This is a genomic window from Corynebacterium sp. H78 (genome assembly GCF_037572275.1).
Classification (GTDB): domain Bacteria; phylum Actinomycetota; class Actinomycetes; order Mycobacteriales; family Mycobacteriaceae; genus Corynebacterium.
The window spans coordinates 1139173-1165395 of sequence record NZ_JBBHKX010000002.1; the positions used below are offsets into that span (position 1 = coordinate 1139173).

General features: G+C 56.4%; 20 protein-coding genes and 1 tRNA gene. 9 read left to right on the plus strand and 12 right to left on the minus strand.

The annotated features are described in order from the left end of the window. Window positions 1–2: 2 nt before the first annotated feature. The 4 genes from WG934_RS06265 to WG934_RS06280 are packed head-to-tail and all read left to right on the plus strand — an operon-like array spanning window position 3 to window position 5202. Complete coding sequence (locus WG934_RS06265; protein WP_339989167.1) at window positions 3–1388, plus strand: hemolysin family protein; 1386 nt, start codon at window positions 3–5, stop codon at window positions 1386–1388. Further along, window positions 1385–2617 carry a hemolysin family protein gene (locus WG934_RS06270; protein ID WP_339978621.1) on the plus strand — a complete coding sequence of 411 codons (1233 nt, stop codon included), beginning with the start codon at window positions 1385–1387 and terminating at the stop codon, window positions 2615–2617. Before WG934_RS06265 ends, WG934_RS06270 begins: the two co-directional genes overlap by 4 nt. 23 nt (window positions 2618–2640) lie before the next feature. Then, on the plus strand, window positions 2641–3516 hold the full coding sequence (locus WG934_RS06275; protein ID WP_339989168.1) for a 3-methyladenine DNA glycosylase: 876 nt from the start codon (window positions 2641–2643) through the stop codon (window positions 3514–3516). Between the two features lie 57 nt (window positions 3517–3573). Further along, window positions 3574–5202 (plus strand): hypothetical protein, encoded by a 1629-nt coding sequence (locus WG934_RS06280; protein WP_339989170.1) that lies wholly within the window; start codon window positions 3574–3576, stop codon window positions 5200–5202. An 80-nt stretch (window positions 5203–5282) separates the two neighbouring features. Here the strand turns inward: WG934_RS06280 and WG934_RS06285 are convergent, their stop codons facing one another. The 5 genes from WG934_RS06285 to secA2 form a co-directional block, all read right to left on the minus strand. Then, window positions 5283–5780, minus strand: a complete 498-nt coding sequence (locus WG934_RS06285; protein ID WP_339978873.1) for a MerR family transcriptional regulator — start codon at window positions 5778–5780, stop codon at window positions 5283–5285. Between the two features lie 359 nt (window positions 5781–6139). Beyond that, complete coding sequence (locus WG934_RS06290) at window positions 6140–6697, minus strand: bifunctional nuclease family protein (RefSeq protein WP_339978627.1); 558 nt, start codon at window positions 6695–6697, stop codon at window positions 6140–6142. 21 nt (window positions 6698–6718) lie between these two features. Continuing rightward, window positions 6719–7495, minus strand: a complete 777-nt coding sequence (gene ftsR, locus WG934_RS06295) for a transcriptional regulator FtsR (RefSeq protein ID WP_445228192.1) — start codon at window positions 7493–7495, stop codon at window positions 6719–6721. Window positions 7496–7620: 125 nt separating this feature from the next. Next, on the minus strand, window positions 7621–8055 hold the full coding sequence (gene odhI, locus WG934_RS06300; RefSeq protein ID WP_339978631.1) for an oxoglutarate dehydrogenase inhibitor Odhl: 435 nt from the start codon (window positions 8053–8055) through the stop codon (window positions 7621–7623). A 215-nt stretch (window positions 8056–8270) separates the two neighbouring features. Beyond that, the gene (gene secA2, locus WG934_RS06305; RefSeq protein ID WP_339978633.1) at window positions 8271–10547 is read right to left on the minus strand and encodes an accessory Sec system translocase SecA2; all 2277 of its coding nucleotides are present in this window, start codon (window positions 10545–10547) and stop codon (window positions 8271–8273) included. 243 nt (window positions 10548–10790) lie between these two features. On the opposite strand from secA2, the gene rraA reads away from it, so the two are divergent. The 3 genes from rraA to amrS all read left to right on the plus strand — a co-directional run bounded on the left by rraA (window position 10791) and on the right by amrS (window position 14019). Beyond that, window positions 10791–11264, plus strand: coding sequence for a ribonuclease E activity regulator RraA (rraA, locus tag WG934_RS06310; protein ID WP_339978635.1), 474 nt, complete (start codon window positions 10791–10793; stop codon window positions 11262–11264). A gap of 137 nt (window positions 11265–11401) precedes the next feature. Then, window positions 11402–12901, plus strand: a complete 1500-nt coding sequence (amrB, locus tag WG934_RS06315; RefSeq protein ID WP_339989171.1) for an AmmeMemoRadiSam system protein B — start codon at window positions 11402–11404, stop codon at window positions 12899–12901. Then, on the plus strand, window positions 12901–14019 hold the full coding sequence (gene amrS / locus WG934_RS06320) for an AmmeMemoRadiSam system radical SAM enzyme (protein WP_339989174.1): 1119 nt from the start codon (window positions 12901–12903) through the stop codon (window positions 14017–14019). The genes amrB and amrS overlap by 1 nt, the downstream gene beginning before the upstream one ends. 60 nt (window positions 14020–14079) lie before the next feature. Here amrS and WG934_RS06325 read toward each other — a convergent pair. The 6 genes from WG934_RS06325 to WG934_RS06350 all read right to left on the minus strand — a co-directional run bounded on the left by WG934_RS06325 (window position 14080) and on the right by WG934_RS06350 (window position 20907). Beyond that, window positions 14080–14153: transfer RNA gene (locus tag WG934_RS06325), tRNA-Pro, on the minus strand. A gap of 113 nt (window positions 14154–14266) precedes the next feature. Then, the gene (locus WG934_RS06330; RefSeq protein WP_339989176.1) at window positions 14267–15241 is read right to left on the minus strand and encodes a hypothetical protein; all 975 of its coding nucleotides are present in this window, start codon (window positions 15239–15241) and stop codon (window positions 14267–14269) included. Window positions 15242–15468: 227 nt separating this feature from the next. Then, window positions 15469–17751, minus strand: a complete 2283-nt coding sequence (gene der / locus WG934_RS06335) for a bifunctional cytidylate kinase/GTPase Der (RefSeq protein WP_339978644.1) — start codon at window positions 17749–17751, stop codon at window positions 15469–15471. After that, on the minus strand, window positions 17751–18644 hold the full coding sequence (locus tag WG934_RS06340) for a pseudouridine synthase (RefSeq protein ID WP_339989178.1): 894 nt from the start codon (window positions 18642–18644) through the stop codon (window positions 17751–17753). Before WG934_RS06340 ends, der begins: the two co-directional genes overlap by 1 nt. A gap of 121 nt (window positions 18645–18765) precedes the next feature. Beyond that, window positions 18766–19533 carry a dethiobiotin synthase gene (gene bioD / locus WG934_RS06345; protein WP_339989180.1) on the minus strand — a complete coding sequence of 256 codons (768 nt, stop codon included), beginning with the start codon at window positions 19531–19533 and terminating at the stop codon, window positions 18766–18768. 24 nt (window positions 19534–19557) lie between these two features. Further along, window positions 19558–20907, minus strand: a complete 1350-nt coding sequence (locus WG934_RS06350) for an adenosylmethionine--8-amino-7-oxononanoate transaminase (protein ID WP_339989182.1) — start codon at window positions 20905–20907, stop codon at window positions 19558–19560. A gap of 113 nt (window positions 20908–21020) precedes the next feature. On the opposite strand from WG934_RS06350, the gene WG934_RS06355 reads away from it, so the two are divergent. Further along, window positions 21021–22547, plus strand: a complete 1527-nt coding sequence (locus WG934_RS06355) for a peptide MFS transporter (RefSeq protein WP_339989183.1) — start codon at window positions 21021–21023, stop codon at window positions 22545–22547. Between the two features lie 26 nt (window positions 22548–22573). Here the strand turns inward: WG934_RS06355 and scpB are convergent, their stop codons facing one another. Then, on the minus strand, window positions 22574–23185 hold the full coding sequence (gene scpB / locus WG934_RS06360) for an SMC-Scp complex subunit ScpB (RefSeq protein ID WP_339989184.1): 612 nt from the start codon (window positions 23183–23185) through the stop codon (window positions 22574–22576). Window positions 23186–23465: 280 nt separating this feature from the next. Between scpB and WG934_RS06365 the strand changes: the two genes are divergently transcribed. Then, window positions 23466–26171, plus strand: coding sequence for an AAA family ATPase (locus WG934_RS06365; RefSeq protein WP_339989185.1), 2706 nt, complete (start codon window positions 23466–23468; stop codon window positions 26169–26171). The last annotated feature ends 52 nt before the right edge of the window (window positions 26172–26223 follow it).

Here is a 26223-nt window from a genome sequence, read left to right on the forward strand (position 1 = left end):
TCATGGAAATATTGCTTAACGTCATTGCAGTTCTGGGTTTCATAGCCTTGACTGCGGGTACGGGTCTCTTTGTTGCGTTCGAATTCGCACTCACGGGTCTCGAACGCTCCACCATCGAAGCCGATGTAACCAAGCGGGGTGACGGCCAGGCAAAATCCGTGCAAGATGCGCATAATCGCCTGTCGTATCACCTGTCCGGCGCGCAGCTCGGCATCACATTAACCACTCTGGCCACTGGTTTTCTGGCCGAGCCCATTCTGTCCAAGTACTTCACCCCCATGCTGGAGTGGGCTGGACTTTCTGAGTCCGCAGCGACTTCGACTGCACTTATTCTGGCGCTGATTGTGGCCACCGCGTTGTCAATGATTTACGGCGAGCTGGTGCCAAAGAATCTGGCCATCACCAAGCCGCTGCCTGTCGCCCGGACAACCGCACGCCCAGTGATGTGGTTTAACTGGGGCTTCTACCTTTTCATTCAGGCGATGAATGCCACGGCCAATTGGTTGGTCAGCAAGTTGGGTATAAAGCCTGCCGACGAGCTGGCGTCGGCACGCTCCCCTCAAGAATTGGAAGCACTCGTCCGCAATTCGGCGCAGGCCGGTGCGATGGAAAAACCGAAGGCGCAGATGCTGGAAAGCTCGTTGCGTTTCGGTGAAACGTCCGCAGAGGATTTGATGACGCCTCGTTCGACGATTCTGTCGCTCGATGCCTCGTCCACTGTCACGGATCTATTGAAGCTGTCGCTCGAGTCTGGTCGCTCGCGGTTCCCGGTTACCGACGGGGATTTGGACGCAACAATTGGTGTTGTGCACGTCAAGGACGTGTTCACTGTGCCAACTGACAAGCGCGATACGACGACCATGCGTGAATTGGCTCGCAAGGTACCAGTCCTGCCGCAGTCTCTCGACGGTGATGCTGTTCTTGAGGCAGTTCGTTCGGCGGGTTCACAGGTGGCTCTCGTTGCCGATGAGTACGGCGGTACTGCGGGCATCGTGTCCATCGAGGATGTCGTTGAAGAAATCCTTGGTGAGGTGTGGGACGAGTACGACGATGTCGAGGCAGAACAGGAAGTTCGCCGAGATATCGAAGGCTGGGACTGCTCGGGTCTTACTCGCGTCGATGACCTACCGGCAAAGGTTGGCTACTTCGCTCCAGACGGCTCGTGGGAAACCTTGGGTGGCGTGATCATGTACGCACTCGGACGAATTCCTACAGAAGGCGACATCGTCTTATTACCGGAAACTGACCGCGATGCGATGGACGAGTTTGAATCCGGTTTGCATGGTAGGTGGTATGCACGAATTTTGTCCATGGACGGCCGTCGCGTAGATCGCGCACTACTCATCCCAATTACCAACGAACGTGCAAAGGAGATGTTTGACCGATGAGTAGTGACTTATTTGGCATCCTCCTCACGTTTGTATTGCTGGCTTTCAACGCTTTCTTCGTCGGCGCAGAATTCGCCTTGATTGCTGCCCGACGGGACCGCTTGGATGCTTTGCTCTCTCAGGGCAAGAAGCGTGCCAAGACTGTCATCGAGGCTTCTGAGCATTTGTCGATGATGCTTGCCGCTGCGCAATTAGGCATCACCATCGCCTCTCTCCTGCTCGGTAAGGTGTCGGAGCCCGCGATCGCGCACCTCTTAGAGGGGCCGTTCGATTCGATGGGGGTTCCTGATTCCCTCCAGCACCCCATTTCTTTCGCTATCGCGCTGCTATTGGTCTCGATTCTCCATATCGTTCTAGGCGAAATGGTGCCGAAGAACATCGCTCTCGCCGGCCCTGAAACCATGGCCATGTGGCTTGTTCCTGCGCACATGATGTTCTACCGCATGACCAAGCCGCTGCTGCTGTTTTTCAACTGGATTGCTCGCCACACGCTTGCCCTATTCGGTGTCGAGCAGAAAGACGAACTCGATTCAACCGTTGACTCTGTCGCACTTGCGTCGATGATCGCTGAATCACGCCAAGAAGGACTTCTTGACGACGAAGAGCACCGTCGCCTTAACCGCGCCTTGCGCTCTAGTAGCCGAAGTATTCGTGAAGTCTTGATCGTGTCGAAGGACGTCCGCACGGTCCCTGCGCATCCAACCGTCGGCGACTTGGAGCGGAGGGTGTCCGAAACCGGCTTTTCTCGTTTCCCAGTCCAGTATGAGGGCGTCCCTGACCAGCGTGGGTGGCGTGGTTATATTCACGTCAAGGATGTATTGGATCGCGTGCTTGATGCCGATTCAGGCCCAGCTACGAAGATCCCTGATCACGAGATCCGCCCACTGATTACCGTTGATGCTGACGGCGCGATCGATACCACGTTGCGTGAGATGCGACGAAAGCGCGCTCACATGGCGCAGGCCGTCGCTGATGGCCAGGTGCTCGGCGTCGTGATGTTGGAAGATCTCATTGAGGAATACATTGGCGTGGTACACGACTGGACTCATGAAGTTCGTGACCCCGCTGATTCTGCTACTTCGCCAAGTACTAAACGGGTGGCTGGGCACCCAGTCACAGCGTCAGCTACCGCAGCGAAAGCTGCCCAGGCAAAAACCGCTGCTGTACGCGCGGCCACTGCACGAGCAGCGAAGTCGTCAACGCGCCAAATGCCGAAGCCAAAGCCGTGATCTCCGCGACTCCCCCACGCCCCATGACAACACTTCTCTCCCGCCCCGAATGGCTTGAGGCTCACGACAACCACGTTCGTCGCGTTGAAGCGCTCACCGCTGATCACTTGGCGCGACGTTCCCGCAACGAACGACACCCAGTGTGGGATTTCCTCTTCGACTACTACCCCGTTACACCTGGTCAGCTGAAGCACTGGTCACCAGGAGTTGGGGTAATGCTTGACGACGTCCGCGACAGCGACGTAGCTCCCAATGGCTCTCTCGGCCACGTGAAGTTCCTAAGTATCAGCAACAGGCGGGCGGAGTTGGATAAAGACGCGTTCGTCGCAAAGCGAGGCGAGTCTGCGAAGTACATCCAGAACTTATTGCAGCGGACGGCGAGCAATCCAGCGCAGTTCGATTGCTTTGGCCTGCATGAATGGGCGATGGTGTATCGCACTGAACGACCTCGGCATCCAGAACCTTTGAGGTTGGGATCGGCGGGGACGAATGACGTTGTCGATACGCATTCTGTGAAGTGCACACATTACGATGCTTTTCGCTTCTTCACCGAGAAAGCTCGTCCATTGAATCGTTTTCAGCCAGTGCGAGCTAGTCAGCCCGAGTGCGAACAATCGGGTTGTTTGCATGCAAATATGGACTTGTACAAGTGGGCTACAAAACTTGCCCCTATTATTCCGGGCGAATTATGGCTAGATTCATTTGAGTTGGCTAAAGCTGTACGCCAACTAGACATGGAAGCCTCACCGTATGACCTGCGGGACTGGGGCTTCGTGCCGGTACCAATTGAAACTCCTGAAGGTAAGGCAGAATACGTCACTCGACAACGACAATTGTCGGAGCGTGCTGGGGTAATCCGTTCTCAGATTGTTCAGCATATTTCTTCGGTGTTCGACTAATCTTTAAACGTTCATTCTTTGTCGATACCCTAAGGGGGATAAGGAGTTCGCTCGTCAATGGGCAAGCACTCGAATGGCAAGCAGAATTACCGCATTGCCAAAGGCCCACTTTTTGGTGGCCTCGCGGTCATTCTTGTTATCGCTATTGGTGTTAGCTGGGCAACTATCGGTAAGGACAAGCTCGAGCAAGAACGCGCGCTTCGAGCACAATGCTCTCAGGGCGATATGTCTCTCATCGTCACTACCGACCCAGCGTTTGTGGGACAGGCGCAGAGCTTAGTACAGGCATATGGCGAGTCGCGCCCGGTGGTGCGTGATCACTGCATTCGCCCACAAATTATGGTCACCGGATCTGCCGAGGTTGTCGATGCCATTGCGGCTAATGCCCCCGTTCCCGGCGTATGGATTCCCGCTGACGACTCCTTCGTCAATGACGCTAAGCAGGCAGGAACGCTTGCTATCGAGATGCATCAGGCAAGACTGATGCCTGAAGCAGTCGGAATTGCAATGTCCAAGAGTAAGGCACGCAAATCCCGGTCCACGGTCACGTGGGGCGATTTATCGACCAAAAACCTCGCTACCCCTGGCGGTGGCGATGCAGTCACATCCGCAGTGGCAAACTCACACCTGACCTCGGATACCGATATGCAGGAATTCCTCTCCAAGGTGCACGAACGAGCCTACAAGGGTGGCGAATACACGTCAGATTCCCTGATGCAACAAATCTCCAGTGGTAGCACTGATATCGAGGGCGTTCCCGCAACTTCGTCCATGATGCAGATGGCAGGCAACGGACTAGAGCTAATCACGCCGGAAGGGTCAAAGCAGCTCTCCGCTCCGATTGTGACCTTCGGATCTGGCGGCATGATGGACGAGCTCACATCCCGAGCTGGTGCTGATTTCGCCTCTTTCGCCGAAAGGCATGGGGCGGACGGAGAAAAGTCACACGGCGCAACTGTTGCAGGTTCGGTCAAGCAAGCGGTGACAGCACTGAACCTCATTAAAACCAACCCGATGGCAATTGCGCCTGGACAAACTGGTGGTACGTCATTCGGCGCAGCTGAAACGCCAGGCTCAACGCTGGTTCTCCTCGATGCATCCGAAAGCGTTGACCTCGGCGCGGTCACCGCTGCATTGCGACCAGCCTTGGACAAGGCCGTCGAAAAGCCAACACAGGCCGACGCACCATCATCGCTGCGGCGAGTTGCGGTATGGAACTATTCGTCCCCACAGACTGATGGCATCTACACTGGCGTCCGCCAGAACGTCCTCTTTGAGGAATCGGCATCCGACGGCCTCGCGGAGTCGCACGAAACCATCAACCACCTTGTACCTATTGGTGACGCATGGTTGTGGCGTTCGTTGAAAACCGCTTACGACTACGCAGTGCAAAACCATGTCCCAGAGGTAACCAACCGGGTCGTCCTTATTACCTCGGGCAAGGACAGCACTGGAGATAACGCAACCGATGCTTTGTCCGCGATCTCGCAGATGCAAAATGCTGCTCACCCGGTGCGAATCGACGTGGTCTTGCTTAACGACGACCCGACTGGTGGCAAGCTCTCCACGGTTGCTCAACAAACCGGAGGGACAGTTACCCAGGTGACAAGCGCTGCCGAAGCTGGCGCTGAAGGCAAAAATACGTTGGAAAACGCCATTGCCAAGGCTATGGGTGTGAAGAACTAAGAATTCCCCCGGAGGGAGCAATCCGGGGGAATTTTTCTATTTGCGGTTCGAAGCGTAGGGAGCCAACCACGTGTGGCTTACTAGCCGATACGGCGACGACGGCGTGCTGCCAACTCGTCTTCCGGCGCCTCGTTCGCTTCGGCATCGATGCGCTCGGATGGGAACGCCGCGATAGAACCGGTGAGTTCCTTCATGATGCCCGGGACTGCAATACCGAACACACCCTGACCACCGTTGAGGAGGTCAATAACTTCTTCATTGGAACGGCACTGGTACACAGTGCGACCGTCGGACACCAGGGTGATGTTTGCGAGGTCATCGACACCAAGATCACGAAGCTTCTCAACTGCGAGACGAATATTCTGCAGCGAAATGCCGGTATCCAGGAGGCCACGGACGATCTTCAGAACCAAGATGTCGCGGAACGAGTAGAGGCGCTGAGTACCAGAACCCTTTGCACCACGAATAGAGGGGACGACCAACTTCGTGCGAGCCCAGTAGTCGAGCTGACGGTAGGTGATTCCCGCCACCTGACATGCGATTGGCACACGGTACCCGACTTCTTCATCAGGACCCATGTCGAACAGAGAATCCTGCACTACACGTTCGCCTGACTCTTGATTATCAAGTCCGAGTTCCAATGGCTCGTGGCCGAAATGGTCACTCATATAAATACTCCCCTGGTAGTTCCACTGCCGTCATTCATCTTTCGCTAAGGGTAGAACTCTGTCAACAGGATTTCGCCCGACACACCGCATCCCTAAACCTAAAGTTGAGGTTTAGAGTGCGGAAATACCAAAAGCCCAGCTCAGATAACTGTAGCCAGGCTTTTTGCTTTGCGACGACACCGACACTCCCCACCACCGTTTGGGGGTGAAATTAAGAATTCCGGGTGAAACTTGCACCACAAGCGTCTTGTTAAATCACATCAGTAACATTAACTCTCGTCAGATTTAGGGTCCGCATCCGGCGCCGTGAAGTCAGTGGCATCAATACCCTCGAGGAACGCAGCGAAGTCCTTTAACGACTCCTCTACTTCCTCATCGACAGATTCGCCCTCACCCAGTACGTCGTCAAGCAGACGCGAGGCAGGGACCGATACGGAATCGACGACTTCGCGAGCAATGAACAAAGGTGCATCGGCGAGATCACACACGATGATCATGTCTGAAGGGCGGATATCCAGCGTCATGCCATTGGCGAGCTGAAGTTCACCCATGAACACGCCTTCAAAACAGGAAGTAATAGTGCCCTGCTGGATGGAGGTTCCGAGAATATCGACGGTGTCCGCCAGAACCTCGTGAATTCCAGGTCGGTTTTGCGTCATGCTGGCATCGCGGGCAGCGAAATTGGCAGCATCGGCAGCACCAATCCAGATGGGAATGACTCGATTGCCCTCTTCAGAATGCACCAAGAGCACAGGATGTTCTTCTGGCCCATGAACCATCAAGCCACGAACGGTTACTTCGACAAATTCGTTAGTGAATTCAGACATAGTCACTTTTATATGCGCGAGCTAGCGGCCCAGATCTTTATTGACCTGGTGCTTAACCAAAGTGCCGTGCAGAGTGACCAGCAGTGCAGTCATCTCACGGGCCATTTCTTCCGCCTTCTGACGCCCCTTGCCACCCTTCGACTTCGCCAATGGCTGAGCTGCCTGTGCAACAAGGTCCGCCTCGCGGGTTGCAGCTGTGCGCACCGTCTTCAAATGGCGAGCATCAAGACCGAAGTCACGCAGCTTCGCGGCCGTCTCTGCAATCAGCAGTGCATCGCCATCGAAGCAGTTCATCGTGTCAGGCTTGACCAACCCAGCGGTGATCAGAGAATCAAGGAAAGACTCGTCAATCCCCGACCTATCGCACAATTCAGATCGAGACAACGTAACTACTGCGGACTCACGGAACTGATCTGCAGTAACCAGTGGAGTTACAGATGCCAGCCCTTCACCAGCGGCGTTGCCCTGGTCGATTTCGTCGAGCTGCTCTTTAATGACTTTCAACGGCAGGTAATTGTCACGCTGGACAGTCAGGATGTACCGCAAGCGGTCGACGTCAGCACGTGCAAAGCGACGGTAGCCTGATGCACTTCGCGACGGTGAAATCAGGCCCTCAGATTCCAGGAAGCGGATCTTAGACACTGTGACATCCGGGAACTCCTGCTTGAGTTCATTGAGAACAGCGCCGATTGACATCTTGCCCGTCGTGCGTGTGCGCGACGAAGCGCCCTGTGCACCATTCGCGCTTTCCGCGGAATTCGTGCCCGGGTTTGGTGCTGATGCTGGAACCGCTGCCACAGTATTCGAATCTTCCTGCTTAAACCTGATCAAACTGCCATATGAAAGGCAGTCGAACAGGTTCTTCCCGACGACTGCCTAAAAGGTAGGACCTAGAAAAATCTAGTCTCCCACCGAGAGGAAATCTAGTTGCCCTTGGACGCGGTAAGGAACACCAGGCGGAACTTGCCAATCTGAACCTCATCGCCATTAGACAAAGCAGCGGAGTTCTTAGGCTCACGATTAACGTACGTGCCGTTCAGCGATCCCACGTCAACGACCTCGAAGCCAGCATCGCCCTTACGGAACTCAGCGTGGCGACGAGAAACCGTCACGTCATCCAAGAAAATATCGCTATCTGGGTGGCGACCAGCGGTGGTCACTGGCTGATCGAGAAGGAAGCGGGAACCAGCGTTCGGGCCACGCTTAACAACGAGCAGTGCCGAGCCTTCAGGCAAACCTTCAATGCCAGCTACTGCAGGATCCTGACCAGCGCTGGTTTCCATTTCCTTAAGCAGATCTGCGCGGAAGACCGAAGTGGTCTCCACAGATGCTTCCGGCTTGCCGGTGCTGTTAGTCATATTTGTTCCTCCGGACAATCGTGAACGAAATCTGGATCGATTTCCTAACCTCTGTCTAAATCATAGCGTTGACCGTCACACCGCGGGAGTGTGAACGCGACGGACTACAACGAAACAGCAGGTACTTACCTAAGAATAGTCGATTTTAGATGTAGCTGTAACCTAAACCACTGCCACACGACGACTTCATTGCCGTCGTTTAGCGATCCTTCACACTACCGAAACATCGCCGCTACGGATCCCATCACGCCACCGCTATTGGACAACGGGTTGTCATTGACCATGTATGTCCATGTTGCGCTCGGCCGTCCCATGCCTTCCGCTTCTAGGTCCACCCCATCGGCGGTGATGGGCACTTCACAGAAGGTCTGGGCAGCCTTGTCGACGGCTCCCGCAGCCAACCCCTTGAATGCGGCGATTGCAGCCCTGTGGAACTCGTCGATAGGGCTTTCCTTGGCCAGTGCGCGAAGGTGTACAGACTCACGCAGATCGTTCAAATCAGCCAAGTGATCAGACCACCCACGGTCGAGGTGAGCCAAAGCGATCTCCCGGGCAGCTTCAATCGCGGTTTCTTCCGGGACCGTTCGGAGAATCTCCTCAGCACGATCCGGTTCACGCTCGGACAATTCAGTCCACGCTAGGTCCGTCGTCAACAGACGTTCCCGACGCTCGTCCAAAATGTCTCGTTGATCGCCGATCAACTTGTTGTATTTCCACGTCGTAGCGTGAATAGACAGCATGGTTGACTCCGTGACCCGTTGCGCATGCTCCACAAAGTACGCAGCCTTCGCATCCACAATCCGACCGTCCTTGTCCGGGACCACCATCAACTCTTCTCCGGCTCCACCTTCGAGGACGAGGTCGTCGTCTAGAGCAACAAAGAAGACGGAGGAACCAGGATCGCCCTGGCGCCCGGCGCGGCCACGTAGCTGGCCGTCGAGACGAGCGGTTCGGTGCCTGCCAAGACCAATGACTCGCAGACCTCCGAGTTCGACAACGCGATCGCGTTTCGACTCATCGGAACCACCTAGACGAATATCCGTGCCTCGACCTGCCATCTGTGTGGATACGGTCACATTTCCCGGCGCACCCGCGTCGGCGATGATGGAAGCTTCGACTTCGTCATTCTTGGCGTTCAGAACTTCGACATCGAGACCTTGGAGGACCAGCGCATCGGCAAGTCGCTCGGACTCCGCGACATCGCGCGTACCCACCAGGACTGGTTGTCCAGTCGCTTGGACTCGGAGAATTTCGTCGATGATGGCCTCGAAAGCGTCCTCGCTGGTGGCATAAATGCGGTCCGGCTCATCATCGCGAATGCACGGTTCATTGGGTTCGACGACGGAAACTCGTAAACCATAGAATTCGCGGAACTGATCGCCAGCCGCGACAGCAGTACCTGTCATGCCACACTTAATTTCGTAGCGACCAACCAGCTGCTGAATAGTCAGAGAATCGAGGACACGACCCCCCTCGGAAACCACGAGTCCTTCCTTCGCTTCGACGGCTGCCTGCAGGCCGTCAGGCCACCGCTGCAAATCCGCGACTCGCCCACGAGACGCATCGACCAACTGGACCTTGCCGTCGCGAACAATGTAGTCGACATCGCGTTGCAGCAATTCGCGAGCATGCAAGGCGACGTTGACCTGCACGAGGGTGGTGCCGATGTGCTCTTCGTCGTAAAGCGATTCGATGCCCAGGAGACGTTCGACTCGCTTTGCTCCAGAATCGGTGAGAAAGGCGTTCCGGTGCCCTTCGTCCACCGTGTAGTCCTTATTCTTTTCCAGCCTGCGGACGATATCGGTGATGCGCCCCGCAGGAGCTTCACCCGGCGCTGAACCAGCAAGCACGAGTGGGACGAGTGCTTCGTCAACGAGCACGGAGTCCGCTTCGTCGATGATTGCGACGTCGGCTGGTTGCTGCACACGCTGGGCAACATCGGTGGCACAGCGGTCGCGCAACACATCGAAGCCCAGCTCGTTGACTGCCACATACACAACGTCGGCTGCATACGCTTGACGACGCTGCTCCGGGCCATCTTGCTCCCCAATCGCTGCCGATGACAGATCGAGGAACTCGAAGATTGGCCCCATCCAGCCGGCATCGCGACCGGCAAGATAGGAGTTCACAGTAATCGAGTGAACGCGGTGACCACGTAGCGCAAATCCGGCGGCAGCAAGCGCACCTGACAAGGTCTTGCCCTCACCTGTTGCCATCTGAACAACATCGCCTTCGATGAGACGAAGCGCGCCTTGCAATTGCACATCAAATGGCCGCATACCAATGGCGCGTTCCGACACTTCACGAAGTGCCGCCAGCAGCTCCGGGGCATTGTCCTTGTTATCACGGGCAAACTGGGCAAGCGCGACGTCGTCAAGTCCGGAGAGCTCAGGGACTAAATCGTTGGCCTTCTGAACAAGGGAGACGCTGCGTTTCTGGTCACGGCTCTGCTTACCGCCGAGGGCCTTCCAGAACCAATTCATCCTTGCCACGGTTAACCTCTTTCTCGTGCTGACGTGCGCCGATGCTATTACACACTGCGAGAGCCCGGCGAGTCAGCGTTGGCAGCGACTGTATAACTATCCACACTAACGGAATCACAAGGGCGGACGTTTTCCTAGGAACCTAACCCGGCGATCTTTGTCACTTTCGAAGCATCAATCTGGCACTATGTTCAGAAGTACAAGCTGGGCGCGCTGCCCCAACTGTCGCCTTGAAAAGAAAGTGAGTTCACCATGACCATCGAATTCGTACCTACGGCGGATCTTGTCGACGAGATTGGCGCAAACGTGCGTAGCTGCGATCTGCAGTTCCGCGATATTGGTGGTCGTCGTGAGTTTTGCGGACGCATTACGACGGTCAAGTGCTTCCAGGATAATGCCCTGTTGAAGTCAATTCTGTCGGAAGATTCCGACGGTGGTGTCCTTGTGATCGATGGCGATGCTTCCTTGCATACCGCACTGGTCGGTGACGTGATTGCAGGACTTGGCCAGGAGCACGGCTGGGCAGGAGTAATTGTTAACGGTGCAGTCCGTGACTCGAAGCTGATCGGAGAAATGGACTTCGGGTGCAAGGCATTGGGCACGAATCCGCGGAAGTCCACGAAGTCTGGTTCTGGTGAACGCGATGTTCCGGTGTCGTTCGGTGGCATCACCTTCGTTCCTGGTGAAACTGTGTATGCAGATTCTGACGGGATCGTCGTTCGGTAGTTCCGCACCTCACCTATGACCCCGTTGGCAACATTTTGGCTCGGTTTTTGGCTGGAATTGTTGCTAGCTCGGTCATAAGTCTCTGATTGGGCGCCTATTCCCTGGCCAGACCACTTTTCTCTCGCTAACCTGGGGTTATGAACTCCGCCAGCGCCCTTTCCAGCACTCCATCCGGCAATCAACAGCCGCCTACGGTTCGCCCGGCTGCGGTCGCTGGCATGTTTTATCCGGCTGATCGCCACGAACTCTCGGAGTTAGTTGATTCGCTGCTTGCTGATCTGAGGCTTGCCGATCCGAGGCTCGCTGCTCCGCAGCTGGTCGCTTCTGCCCCTTCTACGGCAGACAGCGAAAGCAACAGTGAGCCAATTCCATCCCGCGTTGTGGTGTGTCCACACGCGGGTCTCGTGTATTCGGGCCGTCTCGCAGCGAGGAGTATTCGCAGCCTCCAGGAGTGGGATCGCACTCGTCATTCCATAACGACGATCGCCATCTTTGGCCCCAACCACCGTGTTCCATGGCGAGGTGCCTGCTTGTCCGGCCACGACAAGTGGGCGACGCCGCTTTGCGAGGTGGCCGTCGACAAGCAATTGCAACAGTGGGCACTCACCCAGCCCAACGTGAAGGTGGCGCCGGCCGTGCACGCCCAGGAGCACAGCGCAGAGGTCGAGTTACCGTTCCTGCAGCGAGCGTTTCCGCAAGCGCGCGTACTGCCGATGGTTATTGGGCAGATGGAAGCGCATGAGGTAGCCGCGCTCATGGAGCAGGTGCTCGCAGATCCAGGGGCTGCTGTGCTAGTCAGTTCGGATTTGTCGCACTTTTTGCGTGACGACGATGCTCGCCAGGTCGATGAAATCACTTTGAAGAAGGTGGGCGCGCTGGAGAGCATTGGGCCTCGGGAAGCATGCGGGGCATTTTCGTGGAATGGGCTGAGCGAAGTGGCGGCAAAATTGGGGTTTGAACCTGTGGTGCTTGAATCAGCGACATCAGCGGATGCGGTTATCGATGGTGTGCGCATGGGAGATCGCCCAGGCGGAGCGGACTCCGTCGTTGGGTATGCATCGGTGGCATACGTGGAGGTCGGTGAGAAGCTGCCGGGGATGGCGCGCCAGGCAATCGAGTCAGAACTTGGAGTTCGTACTGGCGAGCCCCTGATTCCTGATCATCCGTGGCTACGGACTAACGGTGCCAGCTTTGTCACTATTAATACTGTCTCCGGCGTTGTGCGTGGAGCACCGCCGAGGCTTCGGGGATGCATCGGTACGTTGGAGGCCTACCAGCCGCTGGGCGTGGATGTCGTGAGGCATGCACAGGCTGCAGCCTTCGAGGATCCCCGGTTCAGGCCGGTCACCGCCGATGAGCTCGATTCCCTTCGTATCGAGGTTTCTGTGCTCTCGGCTCCGCAATCGCTCGGCAGGATCAGCCGGGATGAAGCGTTAGCCACAATCCGGCCAGGCATTGACGGCGTGACCATTTTTTCGCGGCGCGGTCGCGCCACCTTCCTGCCCCAAGTATGGGAGCAGTTGCCCGATGCCGATGAATTCTTGATGCATCTGCAAGCAAAAGCCGGCTGGGCGCGTGGATCGTGGCCAGATGACACTGAGGTTTCCATCTATACCGTTCGTAGCTGGGAGGAATAATGTCCACCGATACCGCAGGTCACATTGCCCAATGGTGGGACAAGGTTCCCGAGCCCGCGGATGGTACCGATAAGCCCGCCCGTATTCAGTGCGACCTGTGCCCGCGTCATTGCCGCCTCCGAGACGGTCAACGTGGTTTCTGCTACGTCCGTAAGAATGTCGGAGGGAACCTGATCCTCGACACGTATGGCCGATCTTCGGGTTTCTGCCTTGATCCCGTCGAGAAGAAGCCGTTGAATCATTTTTTGCCGGGAACGTCGATCCTCAGTTTCGGCACTGCTGGATGCAATCTGGGGTGCAAGTTCTGCCAGAACTACGACATTTCAACATCACGTCAATGGGATACGCTCTCCCAAACCGGTGCCCCCGATGCCATTGCGGAAGCAGCCCACCGAAATGGTGCCAAGTCCGTCGCGATGACCTACAACGACCCTGTGATCTTCGCCGAATATGCCATCGACACCGCCCGCGCTTGCCACGAGCGGGGCATCAAAACCGTCGCAGTCACCGCTGGCTACATCACTCCAGTCGCTCGCGAAGAGTTCTTCGATGCCTTCGACGCGGTCAACATTGACTTGAAGGCTTTCACGCCTGAGTTTTACAAGAAGCTCACAGGCGCAGATCTGAAGGTTGTGCTGGACAATTTGGAGTGGCTTGCTTCGCGACGAGATCGTCGTGAAGCTCCCTGGATCGAACTAACGACGCTGGTCATTCCGGGGCACAACGATGCGCCGGAAGAATTGGCTGAAATGTGTCGCTGGGTTGTGGAGACGCTGGGGCCGGATGTGCCGCATCACTTTTCAGCTTTTCACCCCGATCATCGGATGCGGGACGTACCTGCGACACCGCCGGAGACTTTACGGTTGGCACGGGAAATCGCACTGGAATATGGCGAGCAATTTCCGTACACCGGCAATGTGCATGATGCCGATGGAGACGCGACAATTTGCACTTCGTGTGGTGAGGTCGTGATTCGGCGCGATTGGTACGAATTGTTGGAGTACCGACTGGATGAGCGTGGGTGCTGTGCTTCGTGTGGCACGCGAATTCCGGGTGTTTTTGAGGAAAAGCCGGGGACGTTTGGACGTCGTCGTGTGCCGGTTCAGGTGGCGAGGTAGGCCCAACAAAAACCGCAGGAAGCCGGGACATTCCCCAGCTTACCTGCGGTTTTAGCTTTGTCGGGCTGACCGGATTTGAACCGACGACCCCTTCACCCCCAGTGAAGTGCGCTACCAAACTGCGCTACAGCCCGTCCGCTGTCGCTGCACTCAATATCCTGAGTCGATAGCGACAACTGCTCCAGATTACATCAATGAGACTTGCTTCCTCAAAAATGCACTCAGAGTACTGATAGCCGGCGAAAACTCACTCCAGGTAGATGCTGACTGGCGTATCAAGATTGACGTGCGTTCCCTCACCCGGGTCAATCGACGCGACACGTCCGGTCGCCGCTGCAAGCGAGTTCGTCAGGTTGCCATTGGCATCGTAGATTTTCACATCCTTGAAACCATTGACCCGCAGCTCCATCTCAACCGTGGCTGGCGACTTTCCGGCAACCGAACTTGGAATCATGCCAAGTCCGGACGACGTATCACCCAGTCCGGGCAGCGCTGGCGGAGTTTCCCGCAGTCGAGACAACTCGTCCTGCAAGCGCTCCTGACCTGGAATGTCCGATGGCAGCTCCGGCACTGATGGTAGAGACGGCAGCGATGGAAGCGACCGCGACGGTGGCTCAGGTGTCTCGGTGGTCTTGCTTGTCGACGACGGCGCCGGTGCAGGTGCTGTCGGCTCCGGGCCATCATTGCCACTTCCCGACAAGAACTTCAGAATCAGCGCAACCAGCACAACCAATGCGATGATCGCGGCGATTGCAACGATCACGACACCGCGAGAGCTTCCCGACCCGTTGTTCCTACGCGAGTTCTTTCCCCCATCGTCGTAATTGTCCTGCCCATACGCAGCAGCAGAACCGGCACCTGCAGCTCCAACGCCTGCTGCTCCGGCACCGACTGCGCCTGCAGCGGCGGTGTTGTCGTAGCCGCGTTCGTCGTCGGAAAGCGGAGCCCAGTACTGACCATTGGCATCGCGGGTAGCGCCCTGCGAGCCGTCCCGGCCGACCCCCGAAGCACCAATAATCTGCGTCTCGTTCGGGTTGTCAGTGCCACCGAAGTCGGCATCGGGGTTGTAACCAGAAGGATCATTGCCACCCAGGTACTGAGTGTTCTGGTCATCACGGCCAATGAACTGAGTGTTCTGGTTGTCATCGCCGAAGTATTGCGTGGGCTGATCCTCATTGAACGGATCGCGTCCAAAGCCACGTCCACGTCGATCGTTCACCATGGGTTCGGTCCTTTCTTACGGCAAGCGTCACCATGTTCAACGGTTATGTGGCGTAGATAGTTCCAAAAACAGGTGTGAATGTAAAACGAGGTGACTTCAGTGTGCCTTGTTCGCGGGCATGCCAATCAGACCCGCCAAATAGAGCTTTCACCACCATTCACTACGGGAAAACTCCCAAAGCAGTGGTGAATGGTGGTGAAATCTACCGTTACGCAACTACGCGCACGCTACTTCTTCTTGCCACGCTTCTCGCGTACGCGAACAGCAATGCGCACTGGCGAACCCTCAAAGCCGAAGGATTCGCGAAGCTTACGCTCCAAGTAGCGACGGTATCCGTGCTCCAAGAATCCAGTTGTAAACAGCACGATCACTGGTGGACGCGACGAAGCCTGCGTTGCAAAGAGCACACGAGGCTGACGTCCGCCACGCAGCGGAGGCGGATTCTGCTGCATGATTTCGCGAAGCCACGTATTCAGACGACCTGTCGAAATTCGCTTATCCCACGAATCCAATGCCTCGATCATCGCAGGTTCTAGCTTCTGCACGGCTCGGCCAGTCTTCGCAGAAATGTTTACGCGACGAGCCCACGGCACGTGCGCCAACTGCAGCTCGATCTCGCGCTCCAGCAGGTCGCGACGATCCTCATCCATCAAGTCCCACTTGTTGTAAGCGACGACAAGTGCGCGTCCGGAGTCCAGAATCAGGCGCAGCACGCGCTGATCCTGCTCGGTGATTGGCTCGGAAGCGTCGACAAGAAAGACACACACTTCAGCGTTATCGATGGTTGAGCGGGTACGCAGCGACGCATAGAACTCATGTCCCTGCGCCTGCTTCGTCTTCTTGCGGATACCGGCAGTATCCACGAAGTTCCACATGCGCTCGTCCATCTGCACAACCGAGTCCACCGGATCCACAGTCGTACCCGCAACGTCGGATACAACGGCGCGATCCTCGCCGGTCAGCTTATTCAGTAGCGATGACTTGCCCACATTCGGCTTACCGATCAGCGCCACACGACGTGGACCGGTTGGCTTGCTCTTGGAGCGTGGTTCCTCAGGGAAAGACTTGACGACGAGATCCAGCACATCAGCATTGCCACGACCGTGGAGTGCGGACGTTGGGTATGGATCGCCGAGGCCCAATGACCAGAATTCAGCCATGTCGCCGAACTGGGAGTCCGACTCGAACTTGTTGGCCACGAGGATGACTGGCTGGTCGGCGCGCTGCAATCGGCGAGCCATGATCTCGTCGGTCGACGTCACACCCACAGTGGTATCCACGACCATGATGATGACATCGGCTGTCTCCATCGCGACTTCTGCCTGTCGAGCAATAGCTGCGTGCATACCCTTCGCGTCAGGATCCCAGCCACCGGTGTCCTGCACCCAGAAGCGCTGTCCTGCCCAGTCGCCGAGGTAGCTAATGCGGTCACGGGTCACGCCTGGGAAGTCTTCAACAACTGCTTCACGACGCCCAATGAAGCGGTTCACCATCGTCGACTTGCCGACGTTTGGACGTCCGACGATCGCAACCGTCGGAAGGAGTTCTTCTTCCTCAGCTTTAACACCGAGAGCGCCAAAGGCTTCCTCGAGTGCTTCCCAGTCCGTTTCCTCATCGAGCTGGCCCGCTTCGGCACGTTCCAGGGCTTCGTTGATCAGGACCTCGTGATCCGCGATGGCGCGGTCAATGGCCTCGTCTGGATTCGTATGGGAGGTTTCAGAGCCAGGAACCGCTGGGTTCAGAGGACCATCGGCGATGGTGGCATCGAAATCAGCGACTTCGGCTTCTGCGGCCTCAGCAGCTTCGTCGTATGCCTCGAGCACGCCTGGGTAGCCAGCTTCAACAACATCGAGAATGTGCTCAATGACCTCTTCGATGTCCATGTTGGAGGTATCAAGCAGTACTGCGTCGTCGGCAGGTACCAGTGGTGAGACAGCACGGGTGCTGTCGAGCTTGTCGCGACGCTGAACGTCAGCGAGTACGTCGTCGAAATTCACGTCTCGACCAGCAGCGACGTCCTGATCGTACCGACGCTGCGCGCGGACTTCCGCAGACGCAGTCATGAAAATCTTGGCTGGTACTTCTGGCAGCACGACGGTGCCAATATCGCGACCTTCCACCACACAGCTACCAGCCGCGTAGGCGAGCTTGCGCTGCAGGGCGACCAGGTTCTCGCGAACCTCTGGGATGGCGGAGACAGCCGAGACATTCTGAGTGACCTCCGAGCCACGAATTTCACCGGAGACATCTTCGCCGTCCATCAGCACGGCTGTGGACTGCGGATCATCCGAAACCTGCAATGGCAGGTTGGCAGTGGCCTCAATAACTGCAGCAGTATCTGCTGGGTCGACGCCTTGACGCAGTACCCACAGCGTGGCGACGCGGTACATTGCCCCTGTGTCCAGGTACTTTGCTTCAAGAATCTCGGCTACAGCACGAGACACCGTGGACTTGCCGGTACCAGATGGGCCGTCGATTGCGACCAGGATGTTGTCAGTAGTTTCAGTCATTACATTCCCACCGCCTTGTACAGCGAAGCCAGCTCAGCGCGATTCAGCGCGCGCAGTGCGCCCGGAGTCTGCTCGCCTAGCTGGACAGTATGAATCTTGGTGCGCACTAGGCGCTGAACTGGATAGCCGGCAGCCTTGAGCAGTCGACGCACAATATGCTTACGGCCTTCGTGGAGTTCCACCACGATGAGGGAACGTCCCTGCCAAACATCAATGATGTCGGCCTTGTCTGCCTTAGCCGGGCCGTCGTCAAGTTCGATGCCCTCAGTCAGCTGACGCATGACCTTGCCGTTGACCTCGCCAACAACTTCGGCCATGTACGTCTTCGAGATCTCGTAGCTTGGGTGCATCAATCGATTTGCCAGCTCACCATCGTTAGTGAGCATCAGCAGACCTTCGGTCTGCGCATCCAGTCGACCAACATGGAAGAGACGCTGGCCAGAGGCGATCTTTTCACCAATGATGTCGCCGACGCATGGGCGACCTTCGTCGTCATGCATGGTCGACTGAACGCCACGAGGCTTATTCAGTACGAAATACTGCATGTCTTCGTTGACGATGATGCGAGAACCATCAACACGAATCACCGCAGTGTTTGGGTCAACGCGGATGCCCTGGCGGGTCACAATCTTGCCGTCGACTTCAACGCGGCCGTCTTCGATGAGCTTCTCAGCCATGCGACGCGATGCCACGCCAGCCTGTGCGAGAACCTTTTGCAGGCGAACACCTTCGCCCTGCTGATCATGGCCATGAGCATGGGTGCCGGGGCCAGACCTATGCTTCTCGACGTGCTGTTTACGCGCTGGGCGCGCATTGGACACGTACACGTCGGAAGCGTGTACTCGTTTGCTTTTCTGTTCCGGTGTACCGTCTCGGCGAGCGGGTGGAGTCACTTTCGCGATCCTTTGCAAAATAGAGTTTCAGTATCAGATTATTGCTGGCTGTGTAGTAGCACTGTGCTTTCACGCTGCGAATGCAGCTAAAACCAGCATTACCTGCACAGTGTAGGCGCAGTTACCCCAATTCTGCTAACCACTGTCGGCCAGTCGCCGTCATCCAGCCCGGCGCGGCTGCAACGAAGCTACTCTGTGACAGCGCTCCCGCACCTTCAGCCACTTTTGCGAGGAAAGGCACGCCGGTGAGCTGGCTCATATCACGCAAGTTGGTTGCCACGATTGCTTCATCGACATCGGTAATTGCGTCTGTATCGTCTCTCTCTGTCGCGCTTGCAAGGTCCGATTCAGCGATACCTGCAAGTCGTTCCGGCACCGAACCGCCGACAAGACCTACGACATTCATTCCCCGGCTACGCGCCACTTCCACGGTCAACTCAGCTGTATTGAGACTGCCGAGATTCATCGACGTGACCACCACGGTATGTGCACCCGGCAGCTGCTCGGAGAGCTCGGGCAGCGCCCAGTCGTCGCCAAGCCGAACCAGCAGGCCACCGGCCCCCTCGACCAGTACCACTCGTCCTGGTCCATCGAGCGCGACAATTCTTCCGGCGGTATCGGCAACATCCAGCAAGGGCATACCGGCGCGTTTCGCCGCAGCTACCGGAGCCATCGGCTCTGGGTATCGCGCAAAACCGTGCGTATTGGTGATACCAGTCAACTCCGTCACCGTATCCGCGTCACCGCCACGCCCACCTGGAAAGCCCGTCTGCGCTGGCTTGACGACGACCGCCTCTAGGCCTGCAGCCTCCACTGCGACCGCAAGCGTTGCGGTGGCAATGGTCTTGCCGATATCGGTACCCGTCCCCGTGACGATGACGATACTCATGCTCTTAGTCCCTTCTGTACGTGCTTAGTTCTGCGCTGCGGTTGGTTCGGCGTCCTGTTCTGCTGCAACAATCGCCCCGATTGCTCGACAAATGGAGGTCACTTCGACATCAGTGCTGATGTACGGTGGCATCGTGTACACGAGCTTGCCGAAAGGTCGCAGCCAAACACCGGCATCGACGCATGCTGCCGTTGCCGACGCCATATCAACCGGCCGGTCCATCTCCACAACGCCGATCGCACCGAGCACGCGAACATCAGCGACCCCGGGTTCGCCACGTAGCGGGTCCAATCCGGTTTTCAACATCTGTTCAATCCGGGGGACGTCAACGCGCCAGGCACCTTCTGCAATCATGTCGAGATTCTCCGCAGCCACAGCGCACGCCAGCGGATTACCCATGAACGTCGGACCATGCATGAGGCCTCCTCCTTCACCGTTGGAGATTGCTGTGGCGACGTGAGTCGTCGTCAAGGTTGCTGCGAGGGACATGAATCCGCCGGTCAGCGCCTTGCCAACGCAGAGCACATCTGGAGTGACACCCGCTGCTGCGGTGACAAACAAATCGCCAGCACGTCCGAATCCCGTGGCGATTTCGTCGGCGACTAGTAGCAATCCGTGACGATCACAAATTTCACGCACACCCACCAACAACTCGTGGTCGTGGAAGCGCATCCCGCCCGCGCCTTGGACGACCGGCTCGATGATCACACCAGCCACCGTGCCATCAATGCATGCCTCAAACTCCTGCAAATACTGCTCGCGAACCTCCGCCGACGCACCCCGCGCAGGTGGTACCGGCGCGAATATCTGCGGAGTAAACGTCCCCGCCCACAGCTCGTGCATCCCGCCGTCGGGATCACACACACTCATTGGTGCCCGCGTGTCACCGTGGTAACCGCCACGCCACGTCAGCATCCGGTTCCGTTCCGGCTTGCCGACGGCTCGCTGATACTGCAGCACCATCTTGAAGGCGACCTCAACCGACACAGAGCCAGAATCGGAATAGAACACGGCCGTGAGTTCTGGATCGGTCAGGTCGAGCAATTTGCGGGTCAGCTCTACTGCCGGGCGATGCGTCAAACCCCCAAACATCACATGAGAACAGGTATCGATCTGCTTGTGTGCCGCAGCAACGAGTCGTGGATGACTGTGTCCGTGACACACGGCCCACCAGCTGCTCATGCCGTCGACAAGTTCTCGACCATCGCCCAGAGTCAGGCGAGTTCCAGATGCCGACGCGACAGGGATCGGCTGGACCGGAGATGGGATGGGCCCATACGGATGCCAAATGTGTTCGGCGTCAAATGATGCGAGATCGTGGGCGCTCTCCCCGGCTGCTTCAGGGGTATCAGGAGTCGAGTTTGGTGCTAACACGATCTTCAACCCTAGCCTTTCACCATGCCTCCTGAACACTGTTCAGGGGTAGCCAGGGGCATAACGACGCTGTGCGCTTCGCAAATGTGCAGCCCGCATTCCAGGATATGTTTATGTCCAAACTTGAACAGCGATCAAGGGTTGCGATCGCAGATAAACAGCGAGGCACCGCTCTCGGCTCCCCGAAGATCGCGATCCCCGCTCTCGTCGGTGTCGAAACGTGGGAACGCTTCAGCTACTACGGCATGCAGGCCATCATGGCCTACTACCTGTACGACACCGCGGTCAATGGAGGCCTCGGACTGCCGACAACGACTGCGACCGCACTCATGGGTGCGTACGGAAGCCTTGTCTACCTCTGCACCATCGCCGGTGGCTGGATTGGCGACCGCCTCCTCGGTGCCGAAAAGACGCTTCTTGCTGGTTCGTGGCTTCTCGTTCTCGGGCACTTGGCATTGTCTCTCATCCCTGGTGGCGCTGGTGTCGCCATTGGTCTTTTCCTCGTTGCCATCGGCTCGGGATCACTGAAAACCTCCGCCATTACCCTGCTCGGACACGTCCGACCCCTGACTGACCGACGTCGCGACTCCGATTTCCAGATGTTCTACTTCGGCATCAACGTCGGCGCCCTCCTTGGACCGCTCCTCACTGGCTGGATCTCCGTCGAATACGGCTACCGTATCGGCTTCGCTGTGGCTGCTGCACTCATGATCGCTGGGCTCATCCACTACCACGCACTCCGCCGACCGCTCTCCGCCTCGTGGCGTGCAGATATCCGCGACGTCGTCGAAAAGCCCGCAAACCGCGCGCCAGGCCGAACGATTGTTCTTGTGGTCGTGGCAATTGCCGTGATCATCGCGGTTCTCGTCGTACTCGTGTCCGCTGGCGTGCTGGCTTTGTCCGATCTTGCAACGGTCATGTTCGGGGGAACACTTGCGGTCACCATTGGGCTGTTTGCGCAAATGCTTAACGACGGTTCCCTTAGCGCCACCGAGCGTCGCCGGGTTGCTGCGTTTATCCCGCTTTTCATCGTGTCTGTTGCGTTCTGGGCAATTCTCAATCAGACTTTCGGCGCGCTTGCGGTCTACGCAGATATCCGTACCGACCGCATGATCGGTGACTTCGAGGCTCCCGCAGCATGGGCGCAATCGTTAAACCCGATCTTCATTTTGCTTCTGTCCACGCCATTGGCGGCAGCACGATTGAAGTTCAGAGAAAAGGCTCCGAGCACTCCAACGCAGATCCTGTTCGGCGCGGCACTGGCTGGTGTTGGTGTGATGACTCTCATCGGCTACACCGGCATGGATAACGGCACGGTTCCGCTCGTTGCGCTGGTCGCAGCATACGGAATTATTACCTTCGGCGAGCTGCACGTTGGTCCAGTGGGAATGTCCACCGCAACAGCCCTGGCACCAGAAAAGTACGCGACGCGCTTCTCTGCGTTGTTCTTCATGACGATGTCCGTCGGCACTGCATTTGCCGGCATGATGTCGACCTCGTATGACCCGAATAATCACTCTGCGGAGTTGTCGTACTTCCTCACCATCGGTATCGGAGCGATTGCGCTTGCTGGACTCACAGCTGTTTTCCTCCCCTGGATTAAGCGAGCTATGCCGGAAGAAGAAACTGCGGAGCACTGAGTATTAAGCAGTATGAACTTGCTGGCCTAGAGGCCGTTCGGCTCGTCGATAAGCTCGACATCCGGCAACAATGGAGCCAGATCCGGCAGCGCCTCCAACGAATCGATGCCCAGCAATTCGAGAAACAGCTGGGTAGTCACGTAAAGATGCGCGCCGGTAGTTGGCTCCTCGCCCGCTTCCGCGATGAGTCCACGCGCCAGCAAGGTACGCATCACACCATCGACGTTGACTCCGCGGACACCCGATACCTGTGCACGAGTCGCTGGCTGTCGGTATGCCACCACGGCAAGGGTTTCCAATGCAGCGCGGGAGAGCTTGGTTTGCGAACCGTCGAGAAGAAAACGCTCCACCGCAGTCGCGTACATGGGTCGGGTGAAAAAGCGCCATCCTTCTGGAGTTTCCCGCAGCTCCATGCCGGAACTCCGCGCGTCGAGTTCGCATTGAATCTCGACGAGGGCATCCATGACTTCAGGTACATCAACATCGAGCGCGTGCGCGATCGCAATCGGCTGCACCGGAGTGTCGATGACCAGCAGAATCGCCTCGACCCCGGCGCGCAAGGGTTCGATGTGTGGAAGCGTGGCCGAGCCTGGGGCGGAGAGCGCGGAGTCTGACACAGGGCTTTCACTCATGGGCATTAGATTACGCTACGTAGCGGCAAGAACATCTTAGGGAAATAGCCGGCAAGGCTTGATCGCCTTGGCATTGCTCCCCAGCAACACCGCAGTACCAGTCAGTTTCACCCAGAGCTCGCACTGCTTTCTGATATTTCTTGGCAACACCACTCGATCCGTTATTTAAGTGCTCCACATAATTGGTTCAACATTTTTGACTTGTACACCTGCCGTGGAAGGGCAACACCGCCAAACTGCAATGAATGCGCGTGTCAGCTCCACATCGAATGGCATCATTGAGCACATGAGCATCAATGAGTTTCGCTGGCAGAATATCTTTCCCATAGTGTTGGATGTCGCAGCAGACGGACGGAACCACACCCACGCAGACTACATCAGTGCTGTACGTGGCATCGGACAGCAGGATTTTCCTGACATCTATAAGCGTAAGTTGGCTAACCGTGTAGCCTACGAGGACCGGTCTCTGTGGGCAGTATTCTTTGCTCGTAAATTGGGCTTCCTGGAAGATGTATCAACAGGTAATACGCGGCTTTCCAAGTCTGGACGATTGTGGTTGACCGATAATCCTTATCCCTTGTCTACAGAGCAGATACATTGGCTTTCTTCCGCAACACGAGAACTAGAAGAGCTGCAAGAGAACAGCGCGAACGCCCCAGCTACTTCCGAGCACGGTGTGTCCTCGAATCCCAGCGATTCGACGAATGACTACTTCTGGGTACTCCGAGCCGGGGCTCAAGGCGAACGCGAGGAAAGGGCGCTTGCTGAGGGAAAGGGGCTGCCAGGCATGTTTTACGGCGCAGCTAGTGAAGACGCCACTTCCCTTTCCGAAATTAAACAAGCGGTAAAGGAAAATGACAAAGAGGCCAGTCGCATGACGGTAGCTAGCTTGGCCGGTCAACTCTATCGATTTCGGCACCATATGCGCCTCGGAGATCGTGTCATCATGCCCAGCAAGAAACACAAAGGAAAGTTCTATGCAGGAATTGTGACAGGCCCCGCAGTTGTTGAGAGAAACGAACCCGATACTGAATGCCACAACCAAATTCCTATTGAGTGGAATCCGGAGTTATTCGATAGAAACGAGCTCGGACTAGATTTGCGTAGGTCAATTACTAGTTTGAAGACACTGTGCCAGGTGAGCCGTAATGATGCTCTCCAGAGATTGGAATACGTTATCGACGGGCTCGGCGACCCACAACGAGAAGCCGAAGACGTTTTAGGTGACGAACTGGACCTATCCTGGGCTCCTTTCTTCCGAGAGCTCGCAGACCAATTCATGATCTACCGAGCCGATCGCCCGCGACTCATGGAAGAAATCAAGAACGCGGCCAACGAGTCTGCTCGCCCTTCCCTTTTCGACTTGCTGTGGGAGTGGTCTACTCCAAACGGCCGCGAAACCGCTACCGATGTAGATCCATTCACTCTTTTTGCCCTCATCAACCGGACAATTTTGGTGGCCAACAAGCAAGCAATCTGTGCTGTGTACAAAGAGGTCTTCAAGATATCTGCGCCCGTGCCTACCGGGTTTGACTCCGTACCTCAGAGACTAACGTTGACCACTCGATTTGAATCAAAGAATACCGATGCCGGGAACCCTGATTTCTATGACGGTATCTGGGATTTATGCGCTGACGCGCTAGCCTACGCTGACAATCCTGATGACGCCGAAAAACGACTTAGCTTCGCAGAAAGCTTCAATAGAGCTACATCGGGGCGTTCTTTGGTGTCTTACACAATGGCACTGTTTTGGATTCGGCCGGAGTTCTATCTTTCCCTAGACGGAAAGAACCGCTCCTACCTAGCTAATGTCGCAGGCATCGATGTAGACAAAGCAAATCCGGTAAGAAATGCCGAAGATTATCTGAAGCTGTTAACTCTCGTAGAGGATTGGCTTTCTGATTCAACAATCGATCCAGCCAATTTCATGGGCCTCTCTGCTGCTGCCTACGTCTTTGAGCCACCGACACTAGAGACGGAGGGCGAGGCCCCCTCGCCAACCGAATCTCAAGGCAACGCCAGCAACAGGCTGGAGGAGCTAGCAGCCACAACTGGAGAGCATGAGAGTCCGTATTCGCTCGACGACATAGTAAAGGCTGGTTGCTTCATGTCGGTCGACGATCTCGAAGGAATCCTCAACCGTTGGAAGGATAAGAAGAATCTCATTCTTCAAGGTGCACCAGGCACAGGCAAGACGTGGCTAGCGCGAAAGCTTGCTAACGCACTAGTCGGTGATGACACTGGCGAAACTATTACGGCAATTCAGTTTCATCCCTCGACATCCTACGAGGACTTCGTTCAAGGTTTCCGACCAACGTCCACTGGTCAACTGCGATTACAAGATGGTCCTTTCCTGCACGCGGTACGCAAGGCATCGGAAGATTTGGCTAATAATGAAGACCTTGCAGCTAAGCATGTTGTTGTCATCGAAGAAATCAACCGTGGCAATCCTGCACAGATTTTTGGTGAGATGTTAACCCTGCTCGAAGCAGATAAACGGGAGCCGAATAGCGCGCTGAAGCTACTGTATGATCCTGATGGTGAGGGTCTATATCTGCCGGAAAATCTGTACATCATCGGGACCATGAATCAAGCTGACAGATCTTTGGCGATGGTTGATATGGCTCTACGACGTCGCTTCAGCTTCGTCAACCTCACTCCGAAGCTCAACGAATCTTGGTTGATTTTTTGCCGGGACCGCGCCGGGCACTCCGAAACCGTACTGCGTAGCATCGCCCACGCAATCAAGGCAGCCAATGACTTGATTCGGGAGGACCCTAACCTGGGTTCTGCGTACGAAATCGGACATAGTTTCGTCACACCAGCGGTGATGAAACCCGCAGTAAAGCAGCGCGCTGAGCATGAAACTCGCCGATGGTTTGAAGCTATTGTTCGGACTGATTTAGGGCCGCTTCTCACCGAATACTGGTACGACCAGCCCGACCGGTACTCGATAGCGATGGATTACTTCCGTGCAACCTATAAACAGTGATCTGCTGATGGGCGATAGCCAAAAGAGTGCGAATGTCGACAGTGGCATCAGT